The organism is Citrobacter sp. Awk 4 (genome assembly GCF_028069725.1).
Classification (GTDB): domain Bacteria; phylum Pseudomonadota; class Gammaproteobacteria; order Enterobacterales; family Enterobacteriaceae; genus Citrobacter_D.
In genome coordinates, this window is the sequence record NZ_JANEWG010000028.1 from 47,750 (window position 1) to 62,562 (window position 14,813).

11 protein-coding genes are annotated in these 14,813 nt (G+C 54.0%); 4 read left to right on the plus strand and 7 right to left on the minus strand.

Annotation, left to right across the window (positions count from 1 at the left end):
• Window positions 1-46: 46 nt before the first annotated feature.
• Both NNO04_RS13420 and ldcA read right to left on the minus strand, forming a co-directional pair.
• On the minus strand, window positions 47-1,780 hold the full coding sequence (locus tag NNO04_RS13420; protein WP_271445082.1) for a potassium/proton antiporter: 1,734 nt from the start codon (window positions 1,778-1,780) through the stop codon (window positions 47-49).
• A 120-nt stretch (window positions 1,781-1,900) separates the two neighbouring features.
• A complete protein-coding gene (gene ldcA / locus NNO04_RS13425) occupies window positions 1,901-2,815 on the minus strand; it encodes a muramoyltetrapeptide carboxypeptidase (RefSeq protein WP_271445083.1) in 915 nt (304 codons plus the stop codon).
• Window positions 2,816-2,975: 160 nt separating this feature from the next.
• Between ldcA and emtA the strand changes: the two genes are divergently transcribed.
• Window positions 2,976-3,590, plus strand: coding sequence for a membrane-bound lytic murein transglycosylase EmtA (gene emtA / locus NNO04_RS13430; RefSeq protein ID WP_271445084.1), 615 nt, complete (start codon window positions 2,976-2,978; stop codon window positions 3,588-3,590).
• Between the two features lie 2 nt (window positions 3,591-3,592).
• On the opposite strand, the gene ycgR is transcribed toward emtA, so the two are convergent.
• Window positions 3,593-4,327 carry a flagellar brake protein YcgR gene (gene ycgR / locus NNO04_RS13435; RefSeq protein WP_271445085.1) on the minus strand — a complete coding sequence of 245 codons (735 nt, stop codon included), beginning with the start codon at window positions 4,325-4,327 and terminating at the stop codon, window positions 3,593-3,595.
• A gap of 202 nt (window positions 4,328-4,529) precedes the next feature.
• Between ycgR and NNO04_RS13440 the strand changes: the two genes are divergently transcribed.
• Together NNO04_RS13440 and NNO04_RS13445 are read left to right on the plus strand one after the other, a co-directional pair.
• Window positions 4,530-4,784, plus strand: coding sequence for a GlsB/YeaQ/YmgE family stress response membrane protein (locus NNO04_RS13440; RefSeq protein WP_271445086.1), 255 nt, complete (start codon window positions 4,530-4,532; stop codon window positions 4,782-4,784).
• A 135-nt stretch (window positions 4,785-4,919) separates the two neighbouring features.
• Window positions 4,920-7,025 (plus strand): TonB-dependent siderophore receptor, encoded by a 2,106-nt coding sequence (locus tag NNO04_RS13445; protein ID WP_271445087.1) that lies wholly within the window; start codon window positions 4,920-4,922, stop codon window positions 7,023-7,025.
• 41 nt (window positions 7,026-7,066) lie between these two features.
• Here the strand turns inward: NNO04_RS13445 and NNO04_RS13450 are convergent, their stop codons facing one another.
• From NNO04_RS13450 to dhaK, 4 genes are all read right to left on the minus strand, one after another.
• Window positions 7,067-8,782 carry an alpha,alpha-trehalase gene (locus NNO04_RS13450; RefSeq protein WP_271445088.1) on the minus strand — a complete coding sequence of 572 codons (1,716 nt, stop codon included), beginning with the start codon at window positions 8,780-8,782 and terminating at the stop codon, window positions 7,067-7,069.
• A 179-nt stretch (window positions 8,783-8,961) separates the two neighbouring features.
• Complete coding sequence (dhaM, locus tag NNO04_RS13455; protein ID WP_271445089.1) at window positions 8,962-10,395, minus strand: dihydroxyacetone kinase phosphoryl donor subunit DhaM; 1,434 nt, start codon at window positions 10,393-10,395, stop codon at window positions 8,962-8,964.
• 10 nt (window positions 10,396-10,405) lie between these two features.
• Window positions 10,406-11,038 (minus strand): dihydroxyacetone kinase subunit DhaL, encoded by a 633-nt coding sequence (dhaL, locus tag NNO04_RS13460; RefSeq protein WP_271445090.1) that lies wholly within the window; start codon window positions 11,036-11,038, stop codon window positions 10,406-10,408.
• An 11-nt stretch (window positions 11,039-11,049) separates the two neighbouring features.
• Window positions 11,050-12,120 (minus strand): dihydroxyacetone kinase subunit DhaK, encoded by a 1,071-nt coding sequence (gene dhaK / locus NNO04_RS13465; protein WP_271445091.1) that lies wholly within the window; start codon window positions 12,118-12,120, stop codon window positions 11,050-11,052.
• 322 nt (window positions 12,121-12,442) lie between these two features.
• On the opposite strand from dhaK, the gene dhaR reads away from it, so the two are divergent.
• Window positions 12,443-14,359 carry a dihydroxyacetone kinase operon transcriptional regulator DhaR gene (gene dhaR, locus NNO04_RS13470; RefSeq protein ID WP_271445092.1) on the plus strand — a complete coding sequence of 639 codons (1,917 nt, stop codon included), beginning with the start codon at window positions 12,443-12,445 and terminating at the stop codon, window positions 14,357-14,359.
• The last annotated feature ends 454 nt before the right edge of the window (window positions 14,360-14,813 follow it).

Consider the following 14,813-nt stretch of genomic DNA (forward strand, 5'->3'; position numbering starts at 1 on the left):
AATGGCTGCCGGATAATGCCTCTGGCTTATCCGGCACTTTTCGCCGTTACTCCGCGTCATCCTCTGCAATACGAACACCGACCTTCAGTACCGCATTGTCCTCTTTTTCCGCCACTGTCCAGATCATACCGGCAAACTCCACCTGATCCCCAACAACCGGGGCGGCGCCAAGCAGTTGCTGAACAATCTCACCCAGCGTCTGCTGCTTATCGCGATACTCAATGCCGTCGTCCAGCCCGTAAATCAGCGCCACATCGGCATATTTCGCGCTGGCCTCCAGAATAAAGTCACCGAAGAAGCGTTGATCCAGGGCTACCGGCGGCGACTGGCTGAACAGTTTCCCCAGCGCGGGCAGATCACGCTCGCGGCCAATCACGCACAGAACGTCGCCTTCACGCAGGCGAGTACTGCCGGTCGGATGAAACAGGGCATTATCGCGAAACAGGGCAGCAATGCGCGTATCTTCTGGCATGTGCAGATCGCGCAGCGCTGCGCCAACGCACCATTTGTCGGCGCTAAGTTGATAAACAAACTGCTCCCAGGGGTTTTCCGGATGGATATCCAGTCCCATGCGAGAGACTGGCCAACCGACAGGGGGAACCACCACTTTGGCTTTTTTGGCTGCCCAGGAGAGCGATGTTCCCTGAAGCAGCAGGGAGATCAGCACCACGAAGAACGCGACATTAAAGAACAACCGCGCATTTTCCAGTCCGGCCATCATCGGGAAAACCGCGAGGATAATCGGCACAGCCCCCCGCAGCCCGACCCAACTGATAAACGTCCGCTCGCGCAGATTAAAGCCGCGAAAGGGCAGCAGCCCGGCGAAGACCGACAAGGGGCGGGCAAAGAAGATCATCCAGGCGGACAATAGCAACGCCGGAACGGCAATCGGCAGCAGATCCGAAGGATTGACGAGTAACCCCAGCACCAGGAACATGGCGATTTGCGCCAGCCAGGCGAGGCCGTCAAAGTTTTGCAGGATGCCAAATCGGTTGCGAATCGGGCGATTGCCCAGCAGGAACCCACACAGGTATACCGCCAGTATACCGCTGCCTTCCAGCGCGGTGGTTAAGGCGAAAATCAGGATCCCGCCGCTAAGTGCCAGCAGAGGATACAGACCGGTGGGCAGCGATATGCGGTTAATCATCTGCAAAAGCAGGTAACCGCCGCCTAAGCCGATCATAATCCCCAGGCCAAACTGTTGGATGATATGGACGGCAAACATCCAGCTCAGACCCGTCTCATGATTCTGGATCATCGCAATCAGCGTAATGGTCAGAAACACCGCCATCGGATCATTACTGCCGGACTCGATCTCCAGTGTGGCCCCCACACGTTCGTTAAGCCCTTTACCGCCCAGTAATGAAAATACCGCCGCCGCATCCGTTGAACCGACAATGGCGCCAATCAGCAACCCTTCAATGAGATCAAGGTGAAACAGCCATGCCGCCATCATCCCGGTTAATCCGGAGGTGATCAGGACGCCTACGGTGGCCAGGGATAATGCCGGTCCAAGCGCGACGCGAAAAGAGCTGGCCTGCGTGCGCATGCCGCCATCCAGCAAAATGATCGCCAGCGCAAGGTTACTGACCATGTAAGCGAAAGGGTAGTTATCAAAAGGGATACCGCCCACGCCGTCCACGCCCGCCAGCATACCGATAGCGAGAAAAATAACCAGAATAGGGATACCGAGGCGGGATGAGAATGAACTTAATAAAATACTGCAGGTTACGAGGACTGAACCCAAAATAAACAGACTAATGATTGCTGCGGCATCCAACGTTCGGTTACTCCTGAATTACGCTGTTTCTTAATAATAAACCCTAACACAAAAACGACAGAAACAGCGTTTTGCTGAAAGCCTGACAGGTCAGACTTTGCGCATCAGGACCGGTTTTTTTTACGCGTTGAGTACGGGGTGACCCGATACCGTGAGCAGGGTGGCGTCTTTTGCATTTTTCAGCACCGCGTGTGCGCCTAATGGCAGGGTCACGGTGCGTTGCTCATGACCAAAATCCAGGCCAGTAATCAGCGGTATTGACAGACGTGAGCGCAAAAAGGCGTAAACCGCGTTGAGATCGTAACCCGCATCATACTCGTTTGGCGTACTGCCGCTAAAGCTGCCCAGCACTACCGCGTTTTGCCGGTTTAAAATACCGGCATCAAGCAGTTGCAACAGCATACGCTCAACGCGGAAGGGATGCTCATTAATGTCTTCCAGCACCAGTATGCCGTTTTCAATGTTCGGCATCCACGGCGTGCCGATGAGCGAAATCAGCATCGCCAGATTGCCGCCCCACAGCGTCCCTTCGGTCTGACAGGCTGGCCCCTGGCCTTGCCACTCCACGGTAAATTGCGCGTTGCGTAGCGCAAGCCAGAAATGGTATTCCGTGAAGGCGTTCATTTCTTCCGCGCCAAAGTTAGCCGCCAGCATGGGACCGCTAAACGTGATGACGTTGCCGTGGGCCAGTAAACCGGACTGAATGGCGGTAAAATCGCTGTGCCCGCAAATCAGTAATGGGTTGTGCTGTTGCCGGGTCGTCAGGGCCTGCCAGTCAATGTTCGCCAGTAAACGGCTGGCGCCGTAACCACCACGCACCGGCATCACAATGGTATCGGCCGTCGTCAATCTGGCGAGGGAATTAATGTCGTCCAGGCGTTCTGCTTCTGTACCGGCAAAGCGCTGTTCACGGCGATGGATGACCGCGGCGTTATTCACCTGATGCCCCGCATCCCTAAGACGCGTAAGCCCGCGTAATGCGGCATGTTGGTTGATGCAGTAGCCCGATGGCGCAATTAAATGAAACAAAGACATGGCAATTCCTTGCTGACAATAGAATGCAAATGTATATCATGCCGCATATATTAGAACGTTTTGCCGGGGAGCGCTTTGCTTATCCGGCCTGCTGACATTTCAGCGCAACGTTGTGTTGTTGTCACCTCAACAATGGATTCCGGCGAAAAGGATAGACGAAGTGAAATTGAGATGGTTTGCTTTTTTAGTGGTACTACTGGCGGGTTGTAGTTCAAAGCAGCAGGATTATAAAAATCCGCCCTGGAATGCCGAAGTTCCGGTCAAACGCGCGATGCAATGGATGCCGATCAGCGAAAAAGCGGGTGCGGCCTGGGGTGTGGATCCAAAACTGATCACGGCGATTATCGCGATTGAGTCTGGTGGTAACCCTAATGCGGTCAGTAAATCGAATGCCGTCGGATTGATGCAACTTAAAGCCTCTACCTCCGGGCGGGATGTGTATCGCCGGATGGGGTGGAGCGGCGAGCCGTCGACCAGCGAGTTGAAAAATCCGGAACGTAATATCTCTATGGGCGCCGCTTATTTGAGTATTCTGGAGAACGGTCCGCTGGCCGGAATCGAAGATCCCCAGGTGATGCAATACGCGCTGGTGGTTTCTTACGCAAACGGGGCCGGCGCGCTGCTGCGTACGTTCTCCTCTGACAGGAAAAAAGCGATCGGCGAGATCAACGATCTTGACCCTGATGAGTTTATCGAGCATGTTGCCGATAATCATCCTGCGCCACAGGCACCGCGCTACATCTGGAAACTTCAGCAAGCGATGAATGCCATGTAATGTTACTCGCGCACCTTATTCGCTCTTTCCCGTGCTTCGCGCTCCAGTGAAAAGATAATCCGCTGTAATTGCCGCTCCACCGCCGGGCTGACGTTAAGAAAACGCAGACTCAGGCGGGGAGTGGTGATCGTCTCATTTTTCCCGTCGATAACTTTACGTTCGCTCACCGAGATGAGCTGCGCGTCAAAATGGAAAATGCCCCATTCACCCATATTGAGTTCTATCTGAGAAAACCGCATTCCCTCTTTCAACCCTTCGGGTTTGGCGCCTTCCAGCAATGCGCCCATACCCCCGAGAGAGAGGTCGAATAAGCGAAAACGCAGCGTGCTGTTGTCCGGCATTTTTGCCGAGCAGGCGTAGGGCGGATGCAGCGGGGCGCAAATACGGAAATATTCGCGCCGTTGTACGAACCACAAAGAGGGCGGCAGTGCAGTGATAAACGCCGGAAGCTGTTGGTATTCACCGCTCTGAAGCTGCGGTAGCGTAAATTCGACTTTCGCGCCCTGCGTTTCGGCGGTAATGGTTATCTGTCTGGCGCGCTGAACCGCAAGGTTTTCATTCTCCTGACTGCCGAAATCCATCACCAGACTCTCCGGGCTGACGGCGAGAATTTTGCTGATGAACTGGCCTCCCGACCACGAAATGCGTAACGGAACCTGATTTTTATTGAGATCACGAAGAACGCCTAACACCGCCAATGGATTTTGCTTCAGGAACTGCTCATGGTAATGACTCACGCCTAATGACTCCTGGATACCTGACAGACTGTCGTCTGTTATCGGCATTGCGTGACAGAACTTAATACAAATGGGTGAAATTTTTTTTCAAACTGAACGAATTAAGGCGGCGACCAAAAGCGCAGAATCGTGGCTTGCCTATACTTAGAGGGCGAGTGCAAGAACGTCTTGCGCATGCATTCACTGGAAAGAGGGCCTGAAAATGGGAATTATTGCCTGGATTGTTTTTGGTCTGATTGCAGGAATTATCGCCAAACTGATCATGCCGGGCCGTGATGGTGGAGGTTTTATCCTGACCTGCATTCTCGGTATCGTGGGTGCGGTTGTCGGTGGATGGTTGGCGACCATGTTTGGCATTGGCGGCAGTATCAGTGGATTCAATTTGCAAAGTTTCCTGGTGGCCGTCGTTGGTGCGATTCTTGTGCTGGGCGTCTTTCGACTCCTGCGGCGAAATTAACAGAACGGCTCCTGCGGGGGCCGTTTTTCTTTCTACAGAATTCGTAACGACAGGAATATAAAGAGGGAGGATTGCTTGATTTGTTAATGAAAATGCGAATAATTACCGTTCCATTTCTCATATAATAATTCACCCATGAAAACCACCCGTTGTTTTACATTGCGCGCACTCTCTGGATGTATCACCCTGGCACTGACACTCCCGTCTTATGCCGAAGAATCAACCATTATCGTGACGGCCGCCGGACAAGAGAGCCTGCTGCCCGCCTGGACCAACAGCGCCACCAAGTCGGCCGTACCGGAAAGCAAAACGCCGCAGGTCATTAACACCATCGACAGCAAAGAGATTGAACAGCGCCATGCGAACTCGGTGAATGAGATCCTGCGTTACGCACCGGGTGTTTCTACGGAGGTGCGGGGCAGTACGTCGTACATGAGCGAGTACAAAATTCGTGGTTTTACGGTAGAGCAGGAGTTCTACAACGGCTTACAACTCCCCTATAACGTGACCGGCAATACCAAGGCACGGATTGACCCCCTGTTGATTGAAAGCGTGGATATTCTGAAAGGTCCGGCATCAGTGCTTTACGGGAGTGGCTCGCCTGGCGGGTTGGTTAATATTCAGGGGAAAAAGCCGCAAGCGGAACAAAAAACGGAAATGGGCTTTACGACCGGGACCCGCAACCTGAAAGAAGGTTATCTGGATTCGACCGGGCAAATCAGTAACAGCGACTGGAACTACCGGCTGCTGGGCAAAGCGACGGAAGGCGACGATCAGCCGCACACCACGCGTTATGAAAACTATCTGGTGGCGCCCTCTGTCACCTGGCAGCCGGATAATAAAACACGCCTGACCATTGATGCGCTGGCGCAGAATACGCCGTCGCTGTCGCCTTCGAACCCGCTGCCGATTGCTTATTTGCGCTCAGGTTATGCCGATCCACGTGACTATGCCGGGGATGAATGGAGTGGCTTCAAACAGCGGCAATGGATGCTGGGTTACAGTTTTGAACACCAGTTTGACAGCGGCTGGGGCTTTACGCAGAAAGCTCGCTATTTTGATGTCGATACCCATCAGCGTAGCGTTTACTCAACCGGTAATGGCACTAACCCGGTGTGGGAATTAAATCGCTTTGCCTACACCACCGATGAAGATCTGAAGAGTTTTAATATCGACAACCAGGTGACCAAAACGCTTGAGCTGGGTGACTGGAAACACCATTTACTGGCGGGTTTTGACTACCAAAAACTCGACAGTCATTACTGGTATCGTTATGCCAGCAACACGCCAGGGATCGATATGCGCGATCCGGACTATGATCAAATTCACAGCGATGAACTTGGGCTCTATACCGCGCAGAAAAACCGTCTCTCCTACCAGCAGAATGGCTACTATTTGCAGGATCAGGTGGAATTTGGCGGGCTGAATCTGCTGGCGAGCGTGCGTTACGACGACTACCGTTCCACGACCACGGATGATCTGCAAAATGGCGAGAAAACATGGATCTCGCAGGATCGCGTGACCAAACGTCTCGGTGCGCTGTACGCTTTCGAAAATGGCATCTCCCCGTTCATCAGCTACTCCGAAGGTTTCAAGCCGATTTCACCACAAGGCACGTTAACGGCAAAAGATGTGAAGCCGACCACCAGCAAGCAGGTTGAGGGCGGGGTGAAATACCTGCTGGCCGAATATGCCACCACCTTTACCGCCTCGGTGTTCAACATTCGCCAGAAAAACGTCCTCTCCGCCACGCCAACATGGGATTACCGTCAGACCGGCGAGATAGAGTCGAAAGGGGCAGAGGTGTCAGTCGTGAGCCGCCCGGCGGATAACATCACGCTGATCGCCAACTACGCCTATACCCATGCCATCAATACCGAAGATGAGACTTACGAAGGTAAACGCCCGACGCAGGTACCTGAAAATGCGTTTAACCTGTGGGGCGATTACACCTTTGATGAGACGGTTTTGCGAGGGCTGAACATAGGCGCCGGAGCGCGTTACACCGGGCCGATGGAGATCTCGCCGGATAACAAAGGGGGTAAGCTTGGCGGCACCACCCAGTACGATATGGCCGTATCGTATCGTCTGGGAGAAGCGCTCCCATCGTTGACGGGCGTCACGTTGAAAGCCAGCGCGCAGAACATCACCAACAAAGAGACCTTCAGCTGTTATGACAGCACCAACTGCTGGATTGGTCGTGACCGTACGGTTCAGGTCGGCGCGAGCTACAGTTTCTGATAAAACATGACCCGGCGTATTGCCGGGTCATTTCATCCTGCTTACGGGGGAGTGGGCGTGGTCTGTTTTTGTGGCGCAGGCGGAGTGGTCTCTGCCGGTGCCGGGCGCGTAGCGGGTACGTTGTCGCACGGTTTCTCTTTGGGGCAGATCAGATCGAGCATTTTCAGGGTAACGCCGTTAGTCCAGCCAAACCCATCCTGAAGTGGATACTCGCCACCGCCGCCGCCCGTCCCGGTACTGCTGACATCATACTTCTCGACCAGCTTTTTCTCGCGCTCCCAGGTGTGTTGAACATTGGTCAGAAAACGCCAGCTGACGTCCATGGCAACCGTCTCCTGTCCATAATTCTGTAACCCTTCGGTTGCGACCCACTGTAACGGTGCCCAACCATTGGGGGCATCCCACTGTTGTCCGCTTTTCACCGATGTTGTGGCAAGGCCGCCAGGTTGCAGTAAATGCGCCTGGGTCGCCGCCGCGACTTTGCTGGCCCGATCTTTTGCCGCAGCATTCACATACAGCGGGAACAGCGTCGCCGCCGTCAGTTGATTACGGACTTTCTTGCTCTTCAGATCGTAGTCAGCGTACCACCCCTCTTTGGCATTCCACAGATGGTCCTCGATCCCTTTTTGTCTTGCACTGGCGAGGGTTTCGTACTGGCTGGCTTTGGCATCGTCGCCAGCGGCTTTACTGGCGCGGGCGAGTATTTTTTCCATTTTATACAGCAGCGCATTGAGGTCGACAGGGACGATAGTGGTGGTTCGGGTCGTACTGAGTTGTTGAGGGTCATCCATCCAGCGTGAGCTAAAATCCCAGCCGGAGGCGGCGGCCGCTCGCAGGTCGCGATAAATTTCCGTGGCCGGGCGATTTGGATTGCTCTTCGCGGTGGCGATGTCCTCTACCCATGACTCCGGACGCGGCGTATCACGCTCATCCCAGTAACGGTTCAACACCGTGCCGTCGTCGAGTTTGACCACCCGCTTATGCTGTTGTCCAGGCTGGAGAGATTCAGCGCCTTCCATCCACCAGGCATACTCTTTTTGCAACTGCGGCAGATATTTTTTCAGGGCGTCATCGCCCTCATGTTGCGCCAGCAACTCCACCATAAACGCGAAGAAGGGGGGTTGTGAGCGGCTTAAATAATAGCTGCGGTTGCCGTTGGGAATATGACCCCAACTGTCAATTTCGTAGCCGAAATTGGCAACCATATCGGCGACTTTATCCCAGTGGTCGCTTTCAGCCAGTCCCAGCATCGTGAAATAGCTATCCCAGTAATAGATCTCCCGAAAACGTCCGCCGGGTACGACATAAGGCTCAGGCAGCGGTAGCAACGAGTCCCATTTCCCCGCGCTTTTCGTCGAACGGGTCAGCACCGGCCATAGCCCGTCAATATGTTCACGCAGCGATTGTCCGTCCGGAGGAACGTATTTCTCCCCCTCTTTGGGCAGCGTAAAATTCACGTCGACAAAATGGCGTAGATCGAAGCCAGACTGACTTTTTTGCATGCGATAATCGGCAAGGATCGTCAGGGGATCGCTGTTGGGAACGGCGTCGGCAAATGTCTTTTGGTCAGGGAACAGTTTGGCGTTCTGCACATCATTGAACAGCGGCCCCAGCAGAATATCCGGGGGTTGCGGCAGACTGTCATTCTGTTCTTGTGCGTGTACAGACAACGAGGCGAGCGTCAGAAAAGTTCCTGTCAGGGCCAGTTTAATCATAAAAGACAGCCGGCCAGGTTGGCGAATGGCAGGGGTTATCATTGAGGTTCCTCCTTAGCGGTGTGCCTGAATTAACGGCATTAACCCTGAGAAAACCTTAGTCTACGATTGCCCTCTGCGCGTGATCGAACCGACATTTTGGGAACTCACGGGCATTTCTCGCCGTAGGGCAGAAATAGATAGCGCGGCCTTTTGCGGGCAGGGACGCGCTATTGATGGCTTTATTCTGAGCGCAGAATGCGGCGGTTGGCGATATCCAGCGTGATCGTTTCTCCGGTCTTCAGCGTACTGACAGACTCGCCCTGCTGACAAAGCCAGCCGATGCCCATCTCACGGGCGATGAGCGCGGAGTGTGACATATCACTGCCGGCGCTCAGGCCAATCCCTTTCACGAACTGCGGGTTGAGTTGCAACACGGTGGACGGGAAAATATTCCCCGTGAGCACGACGGTCGGGCGAGTGAAGAGAGGCATTTGCACTTTTATGCCACTCAGATGCCGAAGCGTACGGTGGAGCAGATCGTCAATGTCAATGTAGCGCGCCTGCAAATATGCATCGTCGAGATGGTGATACTGTTCTCTGAGGTCGCTCATGACATTTTGCCACGCCGCTTCTGCGCTGTAGTGCTGATGGCAAATTAACTCGCTGGCCATGTCATACAGTTCCGGGTCGTCCAGCAAGGTGTGGTGCCCGGAGAAAATCGCGGCCAAGTCAGCGGAGTATTTTTCCTCTGCCAGTGCCGTCAACGCGCTGAGGTCGTCGAGCGTCAGCCGGATCGCGGCGTGAAGACGTTGTTGCTCGTCCAGAGGGGAAGTGGCCGTGATACTGCCGATGTCTGGCAGGACAGGGGCATAGCAAAACGCGGTTCCGGTCACAGGAGTGGGTAACAGGTGCGTCGGATCGCCAGAGTCGCTCTCCTCCAGTGAATCACCAAAATTCTCTGCGGCAAGAAGTCTGAACGCCGCCAGCGCTTCGTCAGCCTGTTCGCCTTTGGCGATCAGCCGCAGCGTGTCATTACAACGTATTTGCAGCAGCGCGATTTGATTCAGACTGTCTGGCGTCACACATTTACCGTTTTTTTCCAGCAGCATGTCGGCGTTAAAGGCCGACAGAGTGGCGACCAGTCGTGACGCCGGTCTCACGTGAAGTCCATGACGATTTTTGATAACGACGGAAAGGGAACGCGCTTCACTGTCGTGGACTGAGAATGGCGTTGTGGGGTTGTTTGCTTCGAACGGCGAGGGTAAACCCAGTTGCTCACGTTTGGCATCAAGGGCGTTCATGGCGTCGCTGATGACTTTGTCGATACCGGCGCCCGTCGCGGCGCTCACTGTCGCCGCAATCGTCCCTTCAACCAGCGGCGCGGCACACAGACGCACTTTCGCCGCGATGGACGGATCGAGCAAATCCAGCGCCGTTTCTGCGCTCAGCAGCGCGCTGCCAATGTCCATCATCACCAGCACGTGGTCTGCGTCAGCTACGGACTCAATGGCTTCCATCACCTTGATAGGATCGGTGCCAATAGGATTTTGCGGGTCATCGATGCCCGCCGCCACCGCGAGTTTGCAGCTTCCCCCCATCAACATCTGCCGGGCTAACTCCCCAACGCCTTCGCCCAGTTGGGCGCTATGAGAAACAATAACCAGGTTTACCATCGTATTCCCCTTACTCTCTGGAGGCTGCCGCCAGACATTGCACCATAAACATGACGGAGGTCGCCCCCGGATCCTGGTGACCGATGCTGCGTTCACCGAGGTAGCTGGCGCGACCTTTACGCGCCTGCATGGTGATGGTGCTTTGCGCCGCCGCTTCAGCCTGGAGACGGGCGGCCTCCAGCGCTGCCGGTACGGACAACCCCTGTTCGCAGGCGTGGCGCAAGGATTCCACCACCGGCAGCCAGACATCGCACATCGTTTTATCACCCGGCTCGGCTTTACCGCGGCTGACCACTCCCTGAGCGCCCTCGCGCACCATCGCATAGACCTCGTCGAGGGTCAGACTCTGATGGGACTGGGTAACCTGTGCGGCGCGAATGAAAAAGGTGCCAAACAGTGGGCCGCTGGCGCCCCCGACACTGGAGAGCAGAACCATGCCGGTATTTTTCAAAATGAAGCCGATATCTTTGTCGGCAATCGCGGGTAATTTTTCGACCACTTTGCTAAATCCGCGATGCATGTTTAAACCGTGGTCAGCATCGCCAATTTCTCTGTCGAGTCCGGTGAGAAAATCACTCTCTTTGGTGAAGATTTCACCGCACAGGTAGAGCCAGTTAACAATTTGCGTTCTGTTAAGCGACATAAAAAATCTCCTTATTTACCCCAGTTGAGGGCCGGGGTGTGCACCGGGGCATCCCACAATGCCAGTGTCTCATCGTCCACTTTCAAGAGGGTGATGGAAAATCCGGCCATATCCAGGGAGGTGCAGTAAGACCCGATCAGATTACGTTCAATGTGAATGCCCGTTTCCTGACAGCGGCTTTCGAGTCGGTTATAGACGCCAAACAGCTCGGATAACGGCGTTGCGCCAAGATTGTTGACCAGCGCAATCACGCGATCGCCGCGTTGCAGCGGTTGTTTGGGCTGTTTGTCTTCCTGCCATGCGCCCTGAACAGGGTCCCAGTGACGTAACGTACGGCTGTAGGCGCCGTTTTCCAGCAAGGTGTCGAACATCTCATCCACGGTTCTGTCGAGAGAGGTGAAAGCCCGACGGTCAATACCCGGTTCGCCGTGAATACCGACGCCAAACTCCATCTCATTATCCTGCAAGGTAAACGAGGGTTTACCGGCGGCAGGCACCGTACACGCACCCAGCGCGATACCAATGGAGTGACCGAGGTTGTTCAGTTTACGTCCCAGTTCTGCGCAGGCTTCCAGCGTGTCGCCGCGTTCTGCCGCCGCGCCGACCAGTTTCTCAATCAGAACCGTGTTTGCTACTCCCCGGCGACCGGCGGTATAGAGGCTGTCTTTGACCGCCACATCATCATCAATGACGACGGTCGTGACCTTCACGCCGCTGTCGTGCAGGAGTTCGGTGGCCGTTTCAAAATTAAGAATATCGCCGGTGTAATTTTTGATAATTAACAGGACACCTTCGCCACCGTCGATACTCATCGCGCATTCAAACATTTTATCCGGCGTCGGAGAGGTGAATATTTCCCCCGGACAGGCGCCGGAAAGCATCCCCTGACCAATGTAGCCGCAGTGCATGGGTTCATGTCCGCTGCCGCCGCCTGACAGCAGCGCCACTTTCCCAGACACAGGGGCGTCTGAACGGGTGACATACACCGGATCCTGATGCAACGTCAGTGTAGGGAAGGCTTTCGCCATACCGGCCAGCTGTTCATTCAGGACATCTTCGACACGGTTAATCAATTTTTTCATTTTTGTGCTCCGTAGGTCGTCATGAGATGGCTGCAAAAGGGTATACATCGCAGACATCTGAGCGAGGGTATCGGTTATGGACAACGACACGGCGACCACATACTGCCGATAAGATCATTGTGCCGCAGCGCCGGGAAAAGAAAATTCCACAAATAAATGTTTCAATACGGAACATATATTTTTATTTATGTTTCATAATGGAACGCAAAGAGGAATTTTTCGGCAAAAATGAGAGATTCAACAATCTTTGCCGCCACAAAAGGCGAAAAGGGTTCCCGGTGTCCGGGACGTGAAAAAGCGCGCTTATACGCGCGGAGAAAACATGACGACTCTACAGCAAACCGGCGACAACGCCGTCTCTGGCGTTCTTAGCGACTCATGGCAACGTTGTAGCAAAATGATGCAGCGGGAGCCCTGGATCATACCGCATCAGGCTCAGGGACTGACGTTTGACTCTATTTGTCGACGAAAAACCGCCTTGCTGGCGCTGGGGCAAGCGGCGCTGGAAGATGCCTGGGAATACATGTCTCCCAGGGGATGCGGGTTATTCATTCTTGATGAGTCGGCCTGCATTCTGAGTCGCTGTGGCGATCCGCTTACGCTGCAACAGCTTGGCGAACTGGGGTTTAACAACGGCGCCTACTGTGCGGAAAGCCTTATTGGCACCTGTGCGCTCTCCCTGGCGTCTGCGCTTGGACAGCCGATTCAAACCTCTGGCGAGCAACATTTTAAACGGATGCTGTCTGGCTGGAGTTTCTTCTCCACGCCTATTTTTGATAACCACGGTCGCCAGTCGGGCTCCATCGCCCTGTGTTGTCCTGCGGGTCAGGAATCCGCGTCCGATCTACCGCTGACGCTGGCGATAGCGCGTGAAGTGGGCAATTCTCTGCTGACCGACAACCTGCTGACCGAATCTAATCGCCATTTGAATCAGTTATACGGGCTGCTTGAAGGGATGGTCGATGGCGTGATGGCCTGGAATGAGCAGGGAACACTGCAATTTCTGAATGCGCAGGCCGCGCGATTACTGCATCTGGATGCCCAGTCGAGTCAGGGGAAAAGTATCACTGACCTGGTCACGCTCCCTGTCGTTTTACAGCGAGCAATCCGGCAAATGCGCCAGCTCAACCATGTTGAAGTGACGTTTGAAAGTCAGCATCAATTTGTTGATGCGGTCATCACCCTGAAGCCGATTATTGAGGTTCAGGGGGCCAGTTTTATTTTGTTGCTCCATCCTGTCGAACAGATGCGGCAATTGATGACCAGCCAATTGGGAAAAGTGAGCCACACGTTCGCACAGATGCCGGGCGACGATCCTGACACCCGGCGCTTACTGCATTTTGGGCGTCAGGCCGCGCGGGGACGCTTCCCGGTGTTACTTTGCGGGGAAGAAGGGGTCGGCAAAGAGCAGCTCAGCCAGGCTATTCATAATGAAAGTGAGCGTGCGGAAGGTCCCTACATTGCCGTGAACTGTCAGCTGTATGCCGATACCGTGCTGGGACAGGGCGATAGCGATGACACGGCGGAGGGCGGGCGTTTAAGTCGGCTGGAACTGGCAAACGGCGGCACATTGTTTCTGGAGAAAATTGAATATCTGGAACCGGAGTTGCAATCGGCGCTTCTGCAGGTAATCAAGCAAGGAGTTTTAACGCGTCTTGATGCCCGCAGACTGATTCCTGTCGATGTTAAAGTCATCGCGTCTACGACTCTGGATCTCGCGTTGCTGGTGGAACAAAACCGCTTTAGCCGCCAACTTTACTACGCATTACACGCCTTTGAAATCACCATTCCACCGCTTCGAATGCGACGAAACAGTATTCCTGCGTTGGTGCGTAATACCCTTGCGCGTCTTGAGAAACGCTTCTCGACGCGGCTGATGATAGAGGATGATGCAATGGCGCAACTGGTTGATTGCGCCTGGCCGGGGAATGATTTTGAGTTGCTCAGCGTGGTCGAAAACATCGCCATGAGCAGCGACAACGGGCATATCCGGCTGAGCCATTTACCGGAACATCTTTTCACCGAACGCGCCGGGGAAGGCAACACGCGCCTCTCAACAAACCTGACCTTTGCCGGTATTGAGAAAGACGCCATTATTCATGCAGCACAGGTCACCGGCGGCCGTGTACAGGAGATGTCCAGCGTGTTGAACATTGGGCGCACAACGCTATGGCGTAAGCTGAAGCAGTACAACATTGATGTCAGTCAGTTTAAGCGCCGTCGTCAGGACTCGCGTTGAGTTTGAATGAGGCGGGGCGAGCGGTATACGGGTTTCCCCGCCTGGCTATTTTCCCATTTGAATCATGTTGTCACTGTGGCTGAAAATGAAAAAATATCTATTTCATAACATTAAGTTCTTGCAGAAGGGGTGGGGGATTTAGATGTGTTCTGATAATTGTCAAAATATTAAGGATCTTTCACCTCTGGTATTTTGGGGAACGATACGTTTATCTGGTTGCCAATTTCCTATTATTGCTTCCTGATTACATCTTATATGAGATTTCGAGTCTGCATTGAACATAAAACGGGCTGTACCTGGAAACGGGACTTCCGCTTTGAGCGAGGAGCGGAAGTTACCCGGTGGACATCAATAGCCAGAAGGCAGTCCAGGCCAACCAAAAGCATCACTATCAACTCAGTGGCGATTCAATTACACACAGCCGAACATTAATTACGTTTATATTGTGATAAAG

Excerpts from the sequence above, each read along its gene's own strand:
- NNO04_RS13440 (WP_271445086.1), top strand. The coding sequence starts at position 4,530 with ATGGGAATTATTGCCTGGATTGTTTTTGGTCTGATTGCAGGAATTATC.
- NNO04_RS13445 (WP_271445087.1), top strand. The coding sequence starts at position 4,920 with ATGAAAACCACCCGTTGTTTTACATTGCGCGCACTCTCTGGATGTATC.
- dhaK (WP_271445091.1), bottom strand. The coding sequence starts at position 12,120 with ATGAAAAAATTGATTAACCGTGTCGAAGATGTCCTGAATGAACAGCTG.
- NNO04_RS13450 (WP_271445088.1), bottom strand. The coding sequence starts at position 8,782 with ATGATAACCCCTGCCATTCGCCAACCTGGCCGGCTGTCTTTTATGATT.
- dhaR (WP_271445092.1), top strand. The coding sequence starts at position 12,443 with ATGACGACTCTACAGCAAACCGGCGACAACGCCGTCTCTGGCGTTCTT.
- dhaM (WP_271445089.1), bottom strand. The coding sequence starts at position 10,395 with ATGGTAAACCTGGTTATTGTTTCTCATAGCGCCCAACTGGGCGAAGGC.
- dhaL (WP_271445090.1), bottom strand. The coding sequence starts at position 11,038 with ATGTCGCTTAACAGAACGCAAATTGTTAACTGGCTCTACCTGTGCGGT.
- ldcA (WP_271445083.1), bottom strand. The coding sequence starts at position 2,815 with ATGTCTTTGTTTCATTTAATTGCGCCATCGGGCTACTGCATCAACCAA.